This is a genomic window from Nostoc sp. FACHB-280 (assembly GCF_014697615.1).
Classification (GTDB): domain Bacteria; phylum Cyanobacteriota; class Cyanobacteriia; order Cyanobacteriales; family Nostocaceae; genus Nostoc_B.
On record NZ_JACJSD010000018.1, the window covers coordinates 50,051 to 70,455 of the forward strand.

17 protein-coding genes are annotated in these 20,405 nt (G+C 42.7%); 7 read left to right on the forward strand and 10 right to left on the reverse strand.

Features of this window, described 5'->3' with window-relative positions:
• Positions 1–98 precede the first annotated feature (98 nt).
• From crtB to H6G75_RS14995, 4 genes are all read left to right on the forward strand, one after another.
• Positions 99–998: a cyanoexosortase B gene (crtB, locus tag H6G75_RS14980; RefSeq protein WP_190980830.1), complete on the forward strand. Its 900-nt coding sequence runs from the start codon at positions 99–101 to the stop codon at positions 996–998.
• 249 nt (positions 999–1,247) lie between these two features.
• Positions 1,248–1,985 (forward strand): cyanoexosortase B system-associated protein, encoded by a 738-nt coding sequence (locus tag H6G75_RS14985; protein ID WP_190980831.1) that lies wholly within the window; start codon positions 1,248–1,250, stop codon positions 1,983–1,985.
• A 199-nt stretch (positions 1,986–2,184) separates the two neighbouring features.
• Positions 2,185–3,594, forward strand: a complete 1,410-nt coding sequence (locus H6G75_RS14990; protein ID WP_190980832.1) for a polysaccharide biosynthesis/export family protein — start codon at positions 2,185–2,187, stop codon at positions 3,592–3,594.
• A gap of 66 nt (positions 3,595–3,660) precedes the next feature.
• Positions 3,661–5,838: a tyrosine-protein kinase domain-containing protein gene (locus H6G75_RS14995; RefSeq protein ID WP_190980833.1), complete on the forward strand. Its 2,178-nt coding sequence runs from the start codon at positions 3,661–3,663 to the stop codon at positions 5,836–5,838.
• A 117-nt stretch (positions 5,839–5,955) separates the two neighbouring features.
• Here H6G75_RS14995 and H6G75_RS15000 read toward each other — a convergent pair whose 3' ends face one another.
• From H6G75_RS15000 to H6G75_RS15030, 7 genes are all read right to left on the reverse strand, one after another.
• Positions 5,956–6,153: a hypothetical protein gene (locus H6G75_RS15000; RefSeq protein ID WP_190980834.1), complete on the reverse strand. Its 198-nt coding sequence runs from the start codon at positions 6,151–6,153 to the stop codon at positions 5,956–5,958.
• A gap of 111 nt (positions 6,154–6,264) precedes the next feature.
• Positions 6,265–6,894, reverse strand: a complete 630-nt coding sequence (locus H6G75_RS15005) for a low-complexity tail membrane protein (protein ID WP_190980835.1) — start codon at positions 6,892–6,894, stop codon at positions 6,265–6,267.
• Positions 6,895–7,015: 121 nt separating this feature from the next.
• Positions 7,016–10,138, reverse strand: coding sequence for a translation initiation factor IF-2 (gene infB / locus H6G75_RS15010; RefSeq protein WP_190980836.1), 3,123 nt, complete (start codon positions 10,136–10,138; stop codon positions 7,016–7,018).
• Between the two features lie 476 nt (positions 10,139–10,614).
• On the reverse strand, positions 10,615–10,890 hold the full coding sequence (locus H6G75_RS15015; protein WP_190980837.1) for a YlxR family protein: 276 nt from the start codon (positions 10,888–10,890) through the stop codon (positions 10,615–10,617).
• A 332-nt stretch (positions 10,891–11,222) separates the two neighbouring features.
• Positions 11,223–12,536 (reverse strand): transcription termination factor NusA, encoded by a 1,314-nt coding sequence (gene nusA / locus H6G75_RS15020; protein ID WP_190980838.1) that lies wholly within the window; start codon positions 12,534–12,536, stop codon positions 11,223–11,225.
• Between the two features lie 147 nt (positions 12,537–12,683).
• Entirely contained in the window at positions 12,684–13,145 is a 462-nt protein-coding gene (rimP, locus tag H6G75_RS15025) for a ribosome maturation factor RimP (protein ID WP_190980839.1), read from the reverse strand.
• Positions 13,146–13,342: 197 nt separating this feature from the next.
• Positions 13,343–14,797 (reverse strand): hypothetical protein, encoded by a 1,455-nt coding sequence (locus H6G75_RS15030; RefSeq protein WP_190980840.1) that lies wholly within the window; start codon positions 14,795–14,797, stop codon positions 13,343–13,345.
• Between the two features lie 242 nt (positions 14,798–15,039).
• Between H6G75_RS15030 and H6G75_RS15035 the strand changes: the two genes are divergently transcribed.
• Positions 15,040–15,702: a peptidoglycan-binding protein gene (locus tag H6G75_RS15035; protein WP_190980841.1), complete on the forward strand. Its 663-nt coding sequence runs from the start codon at positions 15,040–15,042 to the stop codon at positions 15,700–15,702.
• Between the two features lie 131 nt (positions 15,703–15,833).
• Here H6G75_RS15035 and H6G75_RS15040 read toward each other — a convergent pair whose 3' ends face one another.
• A complete protein-coding gene (locus H6G75_RS15040) occupies positions 15,834–16,715 on the reverse strand; it encodes an SDH family Clp fold serine proteinase (protein WP_190980842.1) in 882 nt (293 codons plus the stop codon).
• Positions 16,716–17,044: 329 nt separating this feature from the next.
• Positions 17,045–17,821, reverse strand: a complete 777-nt coding sequence (locus tag H6G75_RS15045; RefSeq protein ID WP_190980843.1) for a Uma2 family endonuclease — start codon at positions 17,819–17,821, stop codon at positions 17,045–17,047.
• Between the two features lie 167 nt (positions 17,822–17,988).
• Between H6G75_RS15045 and H6G75_RS15050 the strand changes: the two genes are divergently transcribed.
• A complete protein-coding gene (locus H6G75_RS15050) occupies positions 17,989–18,273 on the forward strand; it encodes a hypothetical protein (protein WP_190980844.1) in 285 nt (94 codons plus the stop codon).
• A 219-nt stretch (positions 18,274–18,492) separates the two neighbouring features.
• Here the strand turns inward: H6G75_RS15050 and H6G75_RS15055 are convergent, their stop codons facing one another.
• Entirely contained in the window at positions 18,493–18,768 is a 276-nt protein-coding gene (locus tag H6G75_RS15055) for a hypothetical protein (RefSeq protein WP_190980845.1), read from the reverse strand.
• Positions 18,769–19,341: 573 nt separating this feature from the next.
• Between H6G75_RS15055 and H6G75_RS15060 the strand changes: the two genes are divergently transcribed.
• Complete coding sequence (locus H6G75_RS15060; RefSeq protein WP_190980846.1) at positions 19,342–20,328, forward strand: phosphate/phosphite/phosphonate ABC transporter substrate-binding protein; 987 nt, start codon at positions 19,342–19,344, stop codon at positions 20,326–20,328.
• Positions 20,329–20,405 lie beyond the last annotated feature (77 nt).

A 20,405-nucleotide genomic window follows, 5' to 3' on the forward strand; every position in this document is an offset into this window, starting at 1 on the left:
TTAGTCTGTGGGCATAATGAGATTCATTCCAGAGACTAAATTTATCATCTGATGGTCTTTTGACTCCTGAGTTCTGAATTCTTCAATACTTTAAAATCATGGCACTTCCGCAACACATTCAAATTAAAAGCACCCAACAAATACTGAGCATCGCCATTTTAGGTGTTTTGGCATTGCTGTACACACCATTGTTGCTTCATTGGCTAGATGGTTGGCTACACAAAACTATCAGCATCGAACATGAATATTTTAGTCATGGAATAATCGGTCTACCGTTTGCTGCTTATTTGAGTTGGTTAAACCGCAAACAATGGCAACGCCTACCAGATAGCACTCATCCAGTGGGTGCTTTTTTACTATTAATCGGCGGCGTATTTTATTTGAGCGGAATTGCCGATTGGGTTAACCTGTCTTTACCAATTATTCTGACAGGATTGTGCTTATGGTTTAAAGGTGTGGACGGTGTGCGCTTACAAGGCTTTCCGTTGGTATTGATATTTTTGGCAACCCCCACTTTTGTACCTTATTTATTAGTTCCCTACACCTTACCTCTACAAAGCTTTATCGCTGGCACAGCCGGATTCATACTCAATCAAATTGGGATGCAAGTCACCGTTGATGAAATCAATATTTACGTTGGTGGACGCATTGTAGAAGTAGCACCCTATTGTGCAGGACTAAAAATGTTGTTTACGACTCTCTACGTCAGCTTAATGCTGCTGTATTGGACTGGTGCTTTGGTTTCCCGACGCATTAGTATTTGGTTTATGTGTATTGCTGTAGCCATTAGCGTTACCGCCAATATTATTCGGAACACTTTCCTTAGTTACTTTCACGGCACAGGCAACGAAGCCGCATTTAAATGGTTACACGATAGTTGGGGCGGTGATCTGTATTCTGCTTGTATGCTTTTATTATTGGTACCATTACTGAATTGGATGAACAACAACTTTTTAGCAGATCCAGAAATTGTAGAACCTATAGAAGAGCAGAACTAATAAAAAAGTTATGTTTGGTAAAAAACAGCCAAAACAACCAAGCCAATCTCAAAGTAGCAGTGGTGTAAATTTAACTGGAAGTGCAATTTAACAAGGGCAAGCTGGACTTTAAACACTGACTGTGTAAGCTTTACCAGCAATTTTAGTCTACTCTCCGCCAAGACCCAATTATTAGAGACTGCTACTTTTACTGAACTCAGAGTACCAATTATTCAGTAAAATCTTGCGTAAATCTTGCAAATTTTACTGATGATTTCCTTTTCTAAGGTTCTCAAAGAAAAACAGGTGACTTATATAATACCTCTGGTATTATTGCTGCTGCTCTTGGCAATGGGCGCAGTTCCCAGCTACTTAAAAGGACGCTGGGAATGGAAACAGCCACCACCTGTCACCACCCTCAAGGAATTAAGAAAAATACGCAAAACCGGATTAACCATTCCTGGATGGGACACGGTGCAACGAACCGAACAACAAGTTGGCGAACATAAATGGTCGTTGCAAGTTATCAAACAATCAAATTCACCCACTCAGGTGATTTTGCTATTACTGCCACAAAATGGCCCGAAGGATCAACCGGAAGTTGAATGGACGGAGATTAACGGCTGGGGTAGGTTGCGCTGGGGAAAATGGGATATAGCCCAAGAACGTTCTCTAGAATTTTCAGTTAAACAGTCCCAAACCTCCAACCCTAATTCTGATATGTCGGTGAAAGCGAGATTTTTCCGCGTTTCCACCCAACAAGATACCTTTGCTGTTTTACAGTGGTATGCTTTCCCCAATGGTGGCAACCCGTCGCCTTTGCGCTGGTTTGTTAAAGATCAACTAGCACAGTTGCAAAAACGCCGGAATCCTTGGGTAGCAGTAAGTATGATGATACCGATTGAGCCTTTGGGTGACGTGGAAAGTACTAAGCCTTTAGCTCAGTCTTTGGGTGAAACGGTGCAAATTACATTAATGGCAAATGCTTTATCGCCAGTTGAGAAGTAATTTGGGCTGCAAATCTGTGGATTTAACTAATAATGTGGAAAAACTGCTATCTTGAATCAATCAATTTCGTAGAGTAGCAAGTTAAAAATTTACCTCTTTTCTATAATCAATTCTGCAACTCAAAACAAATATACAAGTTAATTTCAATCTAAAATAACGACTCGGTAGAATTAATTCTCAATACAGTTTGACTGCACCGATGTTTATAGTTTCCCATCCTTATGTACGTGCATTTAGCACTTTATGTTTTGTGAGTTTTCAGGCAGGTGTTTGGCTGACAAATTCTGTTCAACCTGTTGTAGCTCAATCTTTACCATCTCCTGCAACCTCTCCAGGGCAATTTCCGGTGCTACCACCTGCAAATCCAACCCAGGAAGAATCACCACTACAGCCTCCTACACCACCACCAAATGCTGATGGTACATTTCCCAATGAAAGCGGCCCAGCGTCTTCTCAACTCAATCGTTACCTTTTAGGGCCGGGAGATGTGATTAGTGTGACGTTTCAACGTCCTCCTGGTGCTTATCGCTTGGGGCCGGGAGATTCTATTAGTGTGATAGTTCAACGCTTCCCAGATTTAAGTTTCCAAGCTTCGATTAATCCAGAAGGTAATATTGCCGCCCCCTTGCTTGGCACAGTACCACTACAAAGTTTAACTTTACAAGAAGCCCAAGAAAAAATTCGCTTGTTATTCAATCGTTATGTGATTAATCCTGTAGTTGTGTTGTCTTTGACTGGTCTGCGTCAGGATTTGAGTTTTCAAGCCCAAATTAGTCCTGAAGGCAATATTGTTGTGCCACAGGTGGGAATATTATCTATACAAGGTTTGAGTTTGGCAGAAGCTCAAGAAAAAATTCGTTTAAGTTTAAGTCGGGTCATGGTTGATCCGATGATTTCTGTATCTCTATTTTCCACAAGACCTGTACAAATTACGATTAGCGGTGAGGTTTTTCGTCCAGGAATTTATTCTGTCAGTTCTTCAACTCCCAGGGTTGCTGATGCTTTACTCATAGCTGGTGGTTCTACAATGAGTGCTGATCTGCGCCAAGTGCAAGTACGGCGGACATTAATGGATGGTTCTGTAATTTCGCAAAATATTGATTTGTATGCTGCTTTGCAAAATGGTGCTTCGGTGCCGAATTTGCGTTTGCAAGATGGTGATGCAGTAATTATTCCCCGTCGGGAGGTGGGTAATGATGATGGTTATGACCGCAATTTAATTGCTCGTTCATCTTTGGCTGTACCACAAATCCGCGTCCGGCTGTTAAATTACGCCTCTGGGGGACTGGTGACACAAACCCTACCAAATGGTAGTACTTTTGTAGATGCTTTGGGGGGGATTAATTTAGATACAGCGAATCTCCGAGATATTGCTTTAATTCGATTCGACCCAGAACGGGGTCGTGCAATTACGCAAAGACTTGATGCTAAAAAAGCACTTTCTGGTGATATATCTCAAAATGTCCCCTTACAAGATAATGATGTTATTGTTGTTGGTCGCAACTTAATTACGAGAATCACCAATATCTTTAGTACAATTACTCGGCCGTTCTTTGATGTTCAAAGTTTTATCCGCTTCTTCCAATTTTTTGGCGGTGGCTCAAATTAAAACATCTCTGGCTTGTTAAATGATTCTTGACCACCATTCTCTCGCTTATTTCTATATGTCTGTGCTATGACCCCACCAATTGTTAAACGCTATCTAATTGCATTCGAGAAGTACAAGTGGATTGGACTAGCTAGTTTTGGGCTAGTTGTTGTCGGGTCAACAGTGGTGGCTGTACAACCAGATCCACCAATAAATTACATAGGAGATGCAGCACTGACTTATAATCGTCCACCGGTTTCTTTTTCGCTGACGGGGAATGAAATTCAGCAGCAAGGACAAGACTTAAGCGAGGCGGCTTTATTGTCAGATCAAATTATTGAAGCAGTGGCAACAAAGGTAAATGTTAAGCCCAGAACTATTGGTGCAAGTATAGCTTTGAAGTTACCAGAAAAAGCCAAGGCGGGGGAAGTAGCATCGACAGTTATTGATCTGAAATATAAAGATACTGATCCAAAACGCGCCCAAGAGGTGCTTCAGGAATTGATGCAAGCGATGATTAAGTTGAGTGCGGAGATTAATACCGGGCGATTAAGATCAATTATTCAAAAAATTGAAGAACGTATACCCCAGGCAAAGGCAGAATTACAAATAGCGGAAAAAAGATTAGAACAATACGATCGCCGGGAACGTCCGGCGATATTATCGGCAGAAAATGGTAGTCTCTTGGCAGCAATTACAAATAGCCAAAATCAACAACGGCAAATTCAATTAAATATTGCGGGGATTGATGCTCAAATTCTCAGTTTACGCAACAAGTTGGGTTTAGATGTCAATCAAGCTTATGTTTCTTCGGCTTTGAGTGCTGACCCCATTTTAGGTAATTTGCGAACACAGCTATATCAAACAGAATCGCAAATCGCTTTGCTGCGGAAAGATTTACGCCCTGAACATCCGACGATGATTCAGTTATATCGCCAAAAAGAAGCCACAGAATTATTAATTCAACAACGTGCTAATGAAGTGATTGGTGGCGGTGGTGCAGCCGCACCTTTTGCGGGAAATATTTCGGGAATTCGCGCCCAAAGTAACTTAGACCCAGCTAGACAAGGGTTAGCGAATCAAATGGTGACTTTGCAAACCCAACGCGACACTCTACAACAACAGTTGGCACAGCAAATCCGCGAGGAAGTCCGACTGCGGCAGGAGTATTCTTTAATACCCAACAAACAATTAGAGCGATCGCGTTTAGAACAGGAAGTTGCCTTGAAAAAGGCGGTTTATGACCAAATGCAAGCCAAACTGACTGATTCTAAAACCGCAGAGGCGGAAACTGTTAGCAGCTTAACTGTTGCTCGCTCACCATCGATTATTCCTGAACCTACGAAAGCCAAGAGTGTACCAGCTACTTTAGGGATTGGTGGTTTCTTGGGCTTGTTAGTAGGTGGTGGTGTGATATTTTTATTGGGTTCCCTTGAAGGGACTTTCAAAACCAAAGAAGATATCCGCGACAGCCTCAAACAACGGGAAGTTGTATTACTGGGTGAAATACCTTTAATGTCTGTGAATGATTTAGCTCCAGACACAGTACCAGTAGTATTTTCCCCCGATTCTCCATATTTAGAGTTTTACGAAAAGTTCCGCAGTAATTTACGCCGTTTAGCAGGTAAAGACGTAAAAATACTTCTCATCGCTAGTACTGGCGCTCAAGAAGGTAAAACAGTTAGTGCTTACAATTTGGGTGTAGCTTGCGCTCGTGCTGGTAAACGTACTTTGATTATTGAAACTGATTTGCGATCGCCTTCGCGGGCTGCATCCCTAAAAGTTAATCTCGACCCCGACGCGACTATTGAACCTTTGCGTTATTATGCCAGCTTGAGCGATTGCATTCGCTTAGTGCCGGATGTGGAAAATTTATACATTATTCCTAGCCCTGGCCCTGTACGCCAATCACCAGCTATCATTGAATCTAGCGAAATGCGGCGGCTGATGGAAGATGCTCGTGAACGTTATGATTTGGTGATTTTAGATACCAGTCCTTTAAGTTACTCTAATGATCCTTTGTTGATTCAACCCTACAGTGATGGTATAGTCATGGTCGCCCGACCAAACTATACACAAGAAAGTCTGTTAGGTGAAGCGATCGATCAATTACAAGAGGCCGAACTGGGGTTGTTGGGTGTAATTATCAACGGTGCTGATATTGAAGTTGCTTTACCCGACACTAAAGAACAATTATCAACCTCTTTGCCAGAACCAGAATCAGCCATTGTTGAAGAAGCTGACCAAGTTTCCGCAGGGAAGTAAGAGTATACGGCGCAGAAAAAATTTTTACTGATCACTTTGCTAAAATTCAAGGGAAGTATGATGATCATGCTTCCCTGAGAATATGCTTGTAAGTAAACAAGCTAAATTAAATTGATTTTAGTAAGCTAAAGTTTCTAAAGTTTCTCTTAAATACTTTTGTACTTGCTGTTCCAGGAGCAAATCTTGTAATTGGGTATTACGTTCTAGTTGCCAACGTTGGAAACCGGAACTGGCAGCGATCGCACATTTAAGGCTATACCAAATTTCGGTATCGGCGGGGTATTGACGATTACTAGCAGCAGAAGTTGGAGTCATAGTCCCTTATTCCTCAACTTTAAAAGTTATGGCAGTTTTCGTTGTGAGCAAATACAACCTGTCTAAGCCAGACAGGGTATACTCTGTGAAATCTTGATTAGGTTCTGATTTTTAGGGCTGCTGCGAGTTTCTATTACTCCCGATGAAGGATTGAAACAACCTGGGTAAAATTTGATTAACTTGCACCCCTAAAATAGTGAAATTATGCTTGATATTTTCTAAAGATAACGGTTCGAGGGCAGCAAATTCTGTGTCATTAGTCACTAAAATCCGCGCCACACTCACAGGAACTTGTAAAAATAAATTACTTGCTAAAAAAGCTAAAGCAGCTAAAAGTAAGCCTAAGCCATGCCACTGAGGCAAAAAGCTGACTAAATGTTGCAGATGGGGTACAACTTTGTAAAGCTGCCACAAGATGACAGTTAATATTATTGCTGCCACCAGAGACAACACTCGGTTTAACTTAGTATTAATTAAACAAAGTATCTTACGTTGTTGCTCGGTTAAATTTTCGGGTTTGAGAGCTATCCCTAAAAGAGAATATATATAAAATGGGCGGCGTAACTGCATCCATAACAATGGGGTAACGCCGACAGTGGCGACTAATAATAGTTCTCCCCACACCGGGAAGAGTGGCTCACCTATAGCCAAGAACAATAAGCACAAAACCAAAAAAAATGGTAGTGTCGCTAATCCAGCAATGTGAATCCACAATATAGGGTCAGAGCGAAACGAAGGCATAGTTATAGTGCTGAGTGCTAAATTCTGAGTGCTGAGTTTGAAGTTTTGAGTGTCGAACTAACTTAATTTTCAGTTCAACACACTTAAACTTAGATTTCAACTCAGCACTTAGTGTTAACCACTATCTTGTCAATGTGAGGGTACGACGTTTTGTCACCATCTGGTAGGCTTCAATAATGTCGCCTTCTACCCAGTCATGGAATTTATCGACGTTAATACCGCATTCATAACCGGCATTGACTTCCCGAACATCGTCTTTGATCCGTTTGAGAGAATCAAGGACTCCTTCGTAGACGACTTTACCACCACGACGCACACGCAGTTTGCAGTTACGTACTAGTTTGCCAGACTGCACATAACAGCCAGCAACGGCTCCTTTGCCAACTGGGAAAACAGCACGGACTTCGCACTGACCAAGAGCTTCTTCTACCAACTCTGGTTCCAGTAGACCTTCCAAGGCTCCTTGGATATCTTCGAGGAGTTTATAGATGATGTTATACTCCCGGACATCAACACCAGCCTCATCAGCAGCTTGTCTTGCGCCACTGGCGTAGGTAGTGTTAAAGCCAATGATGACTGCGTTACTCGCAGCAGCTAAGTCAATGTCTGTTTGGGTGATTTCCCCAGCTGATGCTAACAGCATCCGGATCTGCACTTCGTTTTGGGGTATTTGCTTCAGCGAACCAATAATCGCTTCTACAGAACCTTGCACGTCGGCTTTGAGAATTAAGTTGAGTTCTTTCAACTCGCCTTCTTGAGCTTGTGCCGATAGGGTGGTGAGGGTAACACGTCCCTGCAACAGTCGTGATAGACGTTGCTTGTCGGCGCGATCGCCTGCAATGGAACGAGCTTCTTTTTCGTTCTCGAAGACCTCGAATTCATCCCCAGCGGCGGGTACATCACTTAAACCCAACACCTCAACGGCGAAGGAAGGTGTGGCTGCTTCAACTCTCCGTCCACGATCATCAACCATTGCTCGGACTTTACCAAAGGCTGAACCTGCCACCAGCATATCTCCGACATGGAGACTACCGTTCTGAATCAACAAGGTAGCAACTGCACCCTTGGCTTTATCCAGGTGAGCTTCAATAACAGTACCTTTTGCTAGGCGATCGGGGTTGGCTGAGAGTTCTTCAACTTCTGCCACCAATAGAATCATTTCCAGAAGTGTATCAAGGTTCTCGCCCTTAATCGCACTGACTGGCACCATGATGGTTTCACCACCCCATTCTTCTGGGGTTAAGCCATATTGTGTCAATTCTTGTTTCACCCGGTCTGGTTGTGCGCCTTCTTTATCAATTTTGTTGATGGCGACAACAATTGGCACTTCTGCGGCTTGAGCGTGGCTGATGGCTTCAATTGTTTGGGGACGCACACCATCATCGGCTGCTACAACCAAGATGGCGATATCTGTCACCCTCGCGCCTCTAGCCCGCATCGCCGTGAAGGCTTCGTGACCAGGAGTATCTAAGAAGACAATCTGATGCAGCTTACTGTCATGTTCGATGTCCACATGGTATGCACCGATGTGTTGGGTAATACCGCCTGCTTCTCCAGCCGCGACTTTGGTTTTGCGAATCGAGTCGAGTAGGGTAGTTTTCCCGTGGTCTACGTGACCCATGATGGTGACAACTGGCGGACGACGAATGAGATGTTCTAAATCTGCCACGTCGATCATTTCTGTGACTTTCCGCGCTTCTGCTTCTGGTTCGGCGGTTTCTACTTCTACTTCTAACTCTTTAGCTACCAAGGTAATGGTCGGAATATCCAAATTTTGGGTGATACTCACTGCCATACCTTTGAGGAACAGGATTTTCACAATCTCTGTATCCGCCACTACCAATTCGTTGGCAAGTTCCTGCACAGTCATCGGGCCTGTGACCACGATTTTGGCTGGGCGTTCGCGTTTTGGCTCTGCTTCTGGACGACGGTTCTGCTCACCGCGATTTGAGCTAGTTCTCTTGCCTTTAACAGTTGGTGAAGCTACAGATGTGGCTGCTGTTTGGGCTGGTCGAGCTGCTTTTGGTTTTGGCGGACGAGCAATAGAAAGAGTTGCCTGGATGGTAGCTGGGATTTCTAGACCTTCTTCTTCTAGGAGATCATCATCTTCAAAGTCATCATCCAGAATTGGTTTGACCCGCTTGCCTTTAGGGCCGCCTTTGCCTAATTTCTCTTTAACTTCGTCGATGATTTCTTCTTCTTGCCATTTTTTGCCACCTTTGGCTAGACGAGGTGGTGTTGGCCGTTTTAAGTCTAAGAGTTCAGGAACGACAGGATCATCATCAACTCCGAGTTTGCCTGTGGCTGCACCTGTGGGACGACTTGGTGGAGTTGCCAAGGGTACAGTCGCCGCAGGTTCTGATGGACGCATCGGTCTTTGGGGACGTGGTACATCTCCTGAACCTGGAGCTGAGGGTCGATTTGCCCGCTGTTCTGATTTGACTGGCCCTGAGTTCTGACGACTTTGTTTGGGTGCTGGCCCTGCTGATGAGTCTGAGTGAGACTGAGATGGTTTACCAGCCTTGGTGGGTTTATTGGGGCTATTTTGGTCGCGATCGCGCTTCAGTATCGGTTTTTCTGCCGTACTTGACCCACCATTAACTGCGGGTTTTTCTGCCTCTGGTCTGGCAGGTGGCGCAGATAATTGCGGTTTTTGTGGTTTTTCTGGCCTTGGCTTGTGCGAAGGCGCTCTTTCTGGTTTTTCCGCTGCTGGGTTTTCTGCTAAGGGCGTATTCGGTTTTTGAGGTGCATCTGTGACAGCAGGTGCTTGTGAGTTCTCAGATTGATTCCGGGGTACTGGTTTGGTTGGTGCCGTCGGCTTCATGGATGAGACTGGTGTAGCGAAGGGCCGTGGAGGTGCTGGAGAATTGACTTCAGAAGAAGCTGATTGATTATGATTAGCAACTGATGCCTCTGGGGCATTGGTGTTAGGATTTCTCAATATTTTGGGTTTACGAATTTCCAAAATTTGTTGTTTGTGTGGTGGTGGTGCAGGTCGGCTATGAGAGCCAGTTTGGTGTGAATTTGGTTTGGGGGTGTTTGTTCCTAGTTCTCTTTTAGGTGTTCCATTCGTTACTGCCAACTTTTCGGCAGCCGTCCGGATTCGTTCTGCCTCTGATTCTGAAATTGTGCTGCTATGGCTTTTGACCGCAATATTGAGCTGGTCGCAAATTGCTAATAGCTCTTTGTTATCCAAATTCAATTCCTTTGATAATTCATAAATTCTAACTTTGCCGTTGTTCATCCACTCTTCCCCTTTAATTTACAGTTTTTTGGCGGATGGTTGCCTGGGAGTGCGACATCTCCATCCTTAGATCACTGTTTTTCGGTTGCCCTTGGTATTTTTGCCGGTGCCTCCAATCAGGAAAGAGAGATGTTTCAGGTTAATGTTGGCATCTGTGCCAAATCTGGCTGTTGACTGGCTCCCATAAAAGTTTTGTTAATAAAAAAAATTTATTGGAACTTGTGATGCCGAACTGCGCCTGATCGCTACCAGGTTGCCATTCTGTAGTTTTTTGTTTTGCTGATTCTGAGTCTTCCACAACACAATCGAGTAAAACTTTTTGGGAGTATTGCTGCGTTCCTTGTTCAAAGGCTCGCTGACAAACTACACCTACTTACTATTTTGGCACTAACCCCAACAATTGCAGAGGGTGTGTTTGGAGCGCGAACAGTTCGGCTTTAGGCACAATCCTCTGGGGATTACCGCCACCAAGTTTTTCAACCTGATATTTGATTTTGGTGATGACTTGGGGCTAGACGCTGCCACAATGTTTGATACAGTGTTTCTGGCACTGATGCTTGTAGCGATCGCCCTAATCTATTCTTTTTTTGTGCCGCTTGCAAACAAGTCACTTGCGGACAAAGATAGGCAGAACGCCCCATGCCCTCATCTAATTGTACCTTTCCAGATGGAAAGACGCGGACAATCCGCCAAAAGTCTTGCTTTAAGCCGACTTCGCGGCAACTAATACAACGCCGATAATTCGGTTTCATCAGTTTTTTCTAGGCATGAAGTCCAACAATTTGGGATTTTGAATTTACCTCCCTAATGAATAATCATGGCTGAACCGGAATTTTAAATTTTTTATTAATTCCATCAGCAAATTATGACTCAGTAGTTTTATAGCAAAATTAAGCTAGTACAGCTAATCTTTTACTAATACCTCATTTTTTCTCAAGTAATTATTAAAACTCTTACTGAGCTAAATATTAGCAGAACTATAGCCATCCTATTTGATTCCTTAAGTACTGCTTAAGGCAGGTAATAGGCAGTAGATTTGTTGGTAATTTCTACTAGACTGCTATTTCTCAAGCAAGCTCATCTGTTACTCTTCTTCATCCAGATCAAAAGATTCATCTTCTAATTCTTGTTGATTCTCTGCCTCTAATTCTTCTAATTCCAGATCATCATCTTCTAATTCGATGTCATCTTGCTCTAGTTCCATTTGTTCTTGCTCTAGTTGAGCTTGGGCGCGGGCTGCGGCAAATTTCGCATCTTCGCCAGCATGGTCGTACTTGGCTTTATCTTTAATATCAATTTTCCAACCTGTTAAGCGAGCTGCGAGGCGGACGTTTTGACCTTCTTTACCAATTGCCAAGCTCAGTTGGTCTTCGGCTACTAAGACGTGAGTTTGCCGCGTTTCCGGATCCATCAGGCGGACTTCATCTACTCTTGCTGGACTTAAGGCGTTAGCAATGTATGTGGCTGGATCTGGCGACCAACGAATTACATCGATTTTTTCACCGCGGAGTTCATTTACTACTACTTGAATGCGTGATCCCCGTGCGCCAATACAAGCACCTACTGGGTCAACATCTCGATCTAAGGTATCTACGGCGATTTTAGTCCGGGGGCCAACATAACGCGATGGTGGATTTGCTTCCCGCGCCACAGCAACTATTCGCACCACTTCATCTTCAATTTCTGGGACTTCGTTGGCAAACAAATAAACTACCAACCCAGCATCAGCACGAGATACTAAAAGTTGTGGCCCCCGTTGTTGACCTTGGGAAACTTTCTTTAGGTAGACCTTGAAGGTAGCATTGGCACGATAATTATCGTTTGGTAGCTGTTCTCGTTTTGGTAATTCAGCTTCTACTTCTGGCTGACCAAAAGTACTGCTAACTGCCAAAATTACCGATTGTCTCTCAAAGCGTAGGACTCTGGCTTGCAATACAGTTCCTTCCAAGTCTTGGAACTCTTCTTGCACCATTTGACGTTGTTGATCCCGTAATTTTTGCGCTAGGACTTGTTTGGTTTGCATGGCAGCCATGCGTCCAAATTCGCCTTGATCGGGAGTGACATCTAAAACTACAGAATCACCTAATTGAGCTTCTGGCGCGACTTGCTGCACTTCGTCTAAAGAAATTTGATGGTCGCTGTTGTTAACTTCTTCAACGATGGTTTTTGTAGAAAGGACGCGAAATCCTTCTTCATCAATGTCGAGTTCAACTTCAAAATTATCAAAGTAATCTTCATCAAATTGCCTGCGTTCTAAATTTTGAGCGCGGCGATAACGTTCATAACCTTTGAGCAGTGCTTCTCTAATGGCTGATTGCACTGCTAACCGCGGTAAATTTCGCTCCCGACTAATACTTTCAATTAATTCTTTTAATCCTGGTAGACTAACCATTGACATAAGCAATCTCCTTTAAAAATAAGGGAATAGGGTCTAGGGTTGAGAAGATAGAAAGTTAAAATTGAGCATTAACGAATAGGGATTAGAGAAAAGATTGACTCTAGTCCCTAGTCCCTAGCCTCTAATCTCTAGACCCTAATCCCCCGTTTATCGACGTTCGTCTAGTTGCACCCTAGTAATGAGAGAACGAGGAATCTCTACTACCCGACCCTTTTGATTTAAATAAATTTTGGTTTCATCCCGGCGAATCAACTGACCATTCCACTCTGTTTGTCCTTCGTGGGGTGGCGAGGTGGAAACAATCACGGGAAATCCTTTGAAGGAGATAAATTCCCGGTCAGTTACCAATTGGCGCGAAATACCTGGACTAGACACCTCCAAGACATAGGCATCTGGAATGATCTCCGCTGCATCTAAGCAGGTTTCTAAAGCGCGGCTCATCCTTTCACAATCATCCAAACCAGTATCTTGCTGGGGATTACGGATGTCTACCCGCAATACTGGTGGACGTTGGTTAGTGTGAAAAACTGCGCCAACGACTTCTAATCCCAGTTGTTCTGCTACTGGTGTCGCCAAATCGATAATTTGTGGGACTAACGGATGAGTCATGCGAAATTTCAATAAAAAAAGTGGGCTTCGACCCACTTCCTGCGATAGGGATATCTTCCAAGAAGTCTTGTAACGAACTGATGATAGTTCGCCCTAAATTGAGTGTAGCGCATTTCTCTAAGAGTCAATAGTTAAATGGTCATTTGTTATTAGTCAGTGGTCAATAGTCAAAAGGCACGAAGATAAAATTTAACACTTCATACTTTTTTATCTCTGATTTCAACGATCGCCGTACTTTGCTCTACTATGGGCTGAATGTATGATTGTGTTCTTAGCTGTCTGGTTTGCTCGACGATGCTTTCTATGTCTTCTTGGGATAGACGTTGAACGTAGTTGAGCTTAACTTCTTCTAAGAAATCAAATAGCAAGCTTTGAATTTCAGCTGTGACTTTTTTTTGCTGCACTTCTGCACCTAAAGCGTTGGTGAAGCTTTGGGCAAGTTGGCTTGTGAGTTTTGCACCCACGGGATCTTGGATAGCACCGACTAAAACGCTGTATAAGCTGGTGGTTATTTGAGTTGCTAGTTGTTCGCTGAGTTGGGTTTGGGCTTGTCCGATGGCGGGGAAGGCTTGGAGGTTGCGGTACAGGGGAACTTGATTGAGTACTGTGTCGATGTTGTGGCGCAAAATTGCTGCTATGTCAGGCTGAATTTTGGGTAAAACTTCATAGACGACGGTTTGGGTTAAAATCCCTGCGATCGCTTCAATTTCATTAACATTATTAATATCCACATAGGGACGTAGGTTTTCTTGTTGCGATATCCAACGAGTAAAATCTCCCTGTTTAATCGAAATTTGAATTTGGTTGATCACCCGTACCACCACAATTTCCGTGAGTTCCTCAGCAAAATTCGCTACAACTGTTTGATTCATTTGGCGCTGTAATGGTTGCAGATTTAATAGTTGCGCTTGGTCGAGGCGGACAATTACAGGTATAACTCGCAACCATCGCCAAAACGGCATCAGTAAAAATAAATCATACCAGCGGTCAAATACTGCATTTAACCAGCTAGAACCGGAGTGGCGACGTTTGATGTAAAAGATGCGTGCAAGAAACTCAATCGCAAAGATGCTGATAAATGGTAGGTCGATCAGCCAAAAATCATCGAGATATTCACTATTTTCACCGATTTGGCGGTAATAGTTGCTGGCGATTAAAGGACTAATTTTTTGGTTAAAAAAGGTAATTTCTTGATTCCAGCCTTTTTGGGAGAGATAGGCTTGACTCCAGAAAGTGGCAAAGGATTGCTTGGCGGAATCTTTACCGATGCGATCGCGCATTCGGTTTTTAATTTTTTCCAGAGTCCCACTCTTGCCAACCCCAGCAAATGGGTTACTATCAATCATCTCCACACTCAGGCGGCTGAGTTCGTCTAGTTTTACCTTCGCTTGGGGAGATGTTAAACCTGTCTGGTTGACTTGTTCTTTGAGTACATCTACCGCTTTTAAATAACTTTGAGTTTCTCTATGGGCGGCAATACCTTTAATTGGATCATAAGTTTGAGTTATTTGCGGTAATCTCCGCAAGTAAAAATCCCGCCATTGTACATAAGTCAAATCAAACACAACTAAACCTAAGTTGACTGTGGCTACCAGTGCCATCAACCTTTCAAACCAAAGGTTTTTGTGTTTTGGCAATGTTTGATTAACCATTTTTTTGTTTTAGATTATACAAGTTTTAAGTATTTAGTTATAACCCAATTAGCGAGTTGAGAAGTAGACATATAAAATCTCAATACTTCTCAAGGAAGATTGCAAAAATTTTATATCAATATAAATTAATTAATTTTAATTAATCACAAATGATTAAACATTGAGACAAAAGTCTTCAAGAAACGTAAAATGCACCTGTTAATCTCTATATAATGCTGATTTAACTGCAAGGAGTTTGAGATATGTGGTGTGGGTTTAATAAATCCAGCGCGATGATTGCGGCTACTTGCCTAGTAAGCGCCAGTGTACTAATTGCCGACAGTACCTTTGCTGCCCGTCAACGTAACTATACACCCCAAGAATTTCGGGCTGTGTTGCATGGACTGGGTTACAAAGTTAAAGTCTCCAATACACCTTTAACAGACGAGGAAACCAAAAAAGCAATCCGCGACTTTCAAAAAGGCTACAAGCTTGGTGTGGATGGGATAGCAGGGCCAAAAACTCAAGATTTTGCTGCTAATATTGTGCAGATTCTGCAAGCTAATTTAAATGCAGTCCTCAAACCAAATCCGCCTTTACCCCGTGATCAATTCTTTGGCCCCCGCACAGAACAGTTAATTAAGGAATACCAGAAAAAAAATCAGCTTTCAGAAACCGGAATTGCTGATTTAGCACTCCGTCAGAAGCTAAATGCAGAAGCAAAAGAAACTATAGGTAAGCCTCAACCTCAGCCTACAGCAACACCAACAACTAAACCGACGGCTAAACCAACAGCGACACCAACAGCTAAACCGACGGCTAAACCAACACCAACAACTAAACCGACGGCTAAACCAACAGCGACACCAGCACCAACAGCTAAACCGACAGCGACAGCGACACCAACAGCAACACCAACACCTTAAGTTTCATAGATGTAATCAAATAGATTAAGAAATCACTGATGGCTACAGCTTGATGAACTGAGTTTAAACTCAGCAACGCCACTGAGGGAGTCAGCCAAGCCTTCCAACACAGTGGTTCCTTAGCACTTAATCTAAGCTTCTTCCAAAGGTCTGCCTTTGGGTGTTGGTAAAATTGGACGACGGTCATCATAAGGCATAGGAATATACTGGACAGTTGGCCGTCCTCCCTGGGGTTGGGGATACAAATCCATCAAGTCGTAAATGGAACGGTGTAGTCCGACTGTGATGGGCAACCCCATCTCTGTAGCTTCTTCTACCGTGACAGGATAATCATGAGTCACACGTCCAGTTGTCAAAGCATCGATAATCGGTTCAATATTTTCTGGCTGAACCTTTTGTTTAGGGATGTTATCTTTTAGCAGCGTCCGCACAAAGCGTTGTACTTGTTGAATGGCTTTTTCTGCTTGGTCAGCCATAATTAAAGTTTGGTCATCAATCTCGCTGATGGGTTTATCTTTAACTACTTTTAAAATACTAGCTGCGGGGAGGTTTCCTAATTGGGGATCAACTGGCCCCAAAACAGCGTTCGCATCCATCACAATTTCATCAGCAGCCAAAGCCAGCATTGTGCCACCACTCATAGCGTAGTGTGGGACAAAAACTGTCACCTTGGAAGGGTGACGAATTAACGCCCTAGCAATTTGTTCGGTAGCGAGTACCAAACCGCCAGGAGTGTGCAGAATCAAATCAATGGGAACATCTGGGGGTGTGAGGCGAATTGCCCGCAAGATTTGTTCTGAGTCTTCAATTGTGATGTAGCGTGATAGAGGAATGCCAAGTAAACTAATAGATTCTTGTCGGTGGATGAGTAAAATCACCCGCGTTTTGCGTTCTTGTTGAAATTCTTGTAAGGCGCGAATACGCTGATATTCTACTTGACGCTTTTGCCAGAGGGGTTGTAGGGAAGAAAGCAGTAGAAAAATCCAGAATAAATCACCAATACCGAAGCCCATAGGTTTGATTGTCCAAAAATAACGGTTATCGTCATTTATTTTGACAATTTTTGATTAATAGCAAGTCTATCTAGGGGTTTATCTCCAGTAACAAGGGGTGTAGGGGAGAAGAGAGAGACAGGGAGACAAGGGAGATGAGGAAAGGGGGGACAAGGAAGACAAGGAAGCTTAAAAGTGTAGGTTTTTAACAATTTCAAAACTTGAGTACCAGGAATAGTAAGACTTTTCCTCCTGCCTTCTGCTATATGACTGTCAAAATCACGAGTTAATTAAAGTTTCATCACTCCTAAAAACGTTATGCTGACGCTCGCCGTGAAGCTATTACACCCCTACAATTCATCAGGATTTACACCCAGTTGGCGTAACCGTTCAGCAAGTTTTTCGGCTTTCTGTTCAGCAATTATCGCCCGTTCATTTGCCGCAGCAACTTCTTCTGTAGGTTCAGGGATTAATTCACCTTCTAGTGTGAACCACCGTAACCATAATCTTTCAATATCCCGAAATGTGCCTTGCCATACACCCAAACTTAACCTTAACTCTGGTATGAGTATGCGTCCTTGAGTGAAATTCATCGGTTCATAATGACCACCAATTAACTGAAATGCTTGGAGTTCATTGGTGTAGCGGCTAAAGACAATATAGTAAGGAATTCGCAAGATTTGTTCATAAACTTCCCATTTACTAGGAGGTTTATCTTCTACTTTTTCGCTTGTTCCTAGGTCTTCGGCTTCGGTTTTGGGAGATAACAATTCAACAACCACAAAAGGATTTGCTGGTTCTTGCCAAGTCACATAACTTAATCGCAAATCTTCACCGTTGTAGAGTTTTTTCACCCCCACGACTCCAAACCAATCTGGACGTTTATACCACAAAGGATGCTGTACATCATAATAAAGATTTAAGTCAGCAGCACTATAGACTAATTCAGGATTCCAATTAATTGGTTGAAAAGTTAAATATAAAAGTAAAGGTTGTAAAAAATGAAAATCGTCTGGCAAACCTGGTTCCTCTGGGTTATCGCTGGGTAAATCATACATTGTTGGCAGCGTTTCCCAAGGTGGACGCGGCGGATCGGATTGGGGGATGTATTTGGGGAATGTTGTCATAATCTATAATTCGAGATATTTAGATTACCGATTTTTTGAAGAAGTCGAGGAGCTTGTTATTTACGAATGATTGAGGATGGTTATAGCATCGCATTGATACGAGTAAAAATTTTATCTATGGTGCTGGTTCAGTATAAAATAGTGATGTATTCAATTACTATAAAACCATGATACCAGCATCAGTTAAACCTTCATCTTGGCTAGAAAAAGGGATTCAAATTGAAAAAGTCAATAGTGTGAATCTGTTTAAATTGACGGATGAATTGCAAGACCGAATGCAAGAACTTGTCGATAAAAAATTAGCTGATTCTCTGACACCAAAGGAAGCGTCTGAATTGGAAGCAATTGGGGATTTAATTTTTATTGTTACTTATATTAATGGGCAGATTGTTTCTGCGGCACAAAAATCTCAAGATACTGAAACTTGGGAACAAAAACTAGACAAAAACTAGGCGGTTTCAAAGCATTTTTTTATAGGCAAATGCTATCAAGTTGGCTTTACGTAATATACTGCCCAAGAACTAGCAAATATTGATTAAATAAACCCCTCAGACTGGAAGTCTAGGGCTATACAAACAAAGCCTGCCTCCGCAGGCTATATGCTTCTTCATATCGATTTGGTATTAGATTGTTCCATACCCGACTTTGCCAAAAAGTCGGGTATTTAACTGTTACGTTAAAATGTGCCGGATTAAAATACTCATAACTTCATCGGCGTTTCCAGTTGCTAATAGTGGACTCCAGTCGCCGACACTGGCGTAGCCAATTACCTGTAAACGGTGAATTGTATTGGTGACTGCTTTGGGAGAACCCATTAATAAATGTTTTATTGGTTCTCGATGGGGAACTGGCGGTTGAGTTGATTGACTGCGGATGCTTTGATTGAAGTCTTCGTCACGCAGATATTGTTCTAGTTTTGACTGTGCAGACTGTTGTAATTGTGTCATGATGAATTTGTAATCGTAGTAGGGTTACATAAAGGCGATCGCAAACTCTGGCCGGAGAACGATCGCCTTTATTCTTTAGTAGGGTTTAGATAAGAGCGATCGCAAACTCTGTTTGGAGGGCGATCGCTTTTATCATGCCACTGTATTAAAGTATAATTTTATACTTATCAAACGCAAGCAAAAATTTTTTCATCATCAAATTCTCTTTAGCTAATCATAGAAAAACCACTGATTACTGACTGCTGAAGAATGAATTAAAAAGCAGCTAATTGCTATATAGCAGTCCTGTTTGATGTACACACAAAACACACAAGGGAGAGAGATATTTGTAAATCATTTAGGTTTATCTATGCTTATGATTCATCTTTCTTGATTCATCTAAAACCAGTCATTGGTGCTGACAAAGAAAAAATAACTAAACTCAATCAAAGTATTTGCAATTGCAAGGCATATCGACTTAGTTATACAGAGTTCATATTGACTTTTATTCCTAAAAGTTTTAGATTCTTTTCTTGAAGTATTTGAAACTTTTTATCAAAAATACTGCCAATAGTTCCTAACGGAGAGTTAGAAATGAATGTGAATAAAAAGGGTGTGTTGGGTGCTGGTGTTGCCTTTGCGGCGCTAACCGGTTTGGTTGCTGGCAGTTTTGGGGCGATGCAGACGAGTGATGCTAATGCTAACGTTATTCCTCATCAACAAACGCCTCACTTACTAGCCCAAGCTAGAAGACTAAATAATTTAACGATAATTTTTCCTAGTCGTTCTGACTCTACAGATTTGCAAAATAAAGCCAATGCTGTAGCCAGATTTCTCTCTAACGAGTTAAAAATTCCCGTCAAAGCGCAAATTGGTGATGATACGGCGGCGGTGGAAGCTTTGAGAGCAAATCGCGCTGATGTGGCTTTTCTGAGCAGTCGTCCGGCGTTGAAAGCGGAACAGTTAGCAAATGCAAAGTTGTACCTCGCAGAAGTCCGCGACAATTACTCTGGGAGATACACCTATAATTCAATATTTGTCGTTCCTAACAATAGCCCTTTAAAAACTAGAAATACGGCTCAAGCAACTCTGGGACAACTGCGGGGTAAGCGCATCGCCTTTACTTCTCCAACTTCTGGTTCAGGGTTTGTTTTCCCGGTGAGTGAATTGGTGAAACAGGGATTTGTCCCCAACCGCGATCGCCTCGATGGTTTCTTTGGTCAAGTTGCTTATGGTGGTAATTACAGCAAAGCCTTACAAGCCGTTGTGCGCGGTCAAGCTGATGTAGCGGTTGTGTCTGAGTATGCTATGTTCTCTCCGTACATCACCGCCCAAGAAAGAAGTCAGTTGCGCGTACTGCATAAAATCTCCGGTGTTCCTGCCCACGGTATCGCCATTGATGATGATGTCCCAGTTCAAGACAGAGAAAGATTAATCAACGCTTTACTCAAGTTAAATCAATCACAAAATAACCAACTTCTGCGTAACTTATACAATTCCACCGAATTGGTGAGAGTTGATCATAACCGTCACTTGTCCCCAGTTCGTACCGCCTTGTCTCGCATTGGAATTGCGCCATAGTCACTGGGTGAAACACAGGGGTGTATGGGAATAAGGGTGTATGGGTGTGGGTAAATTATTGACTGTGAATTTATCCT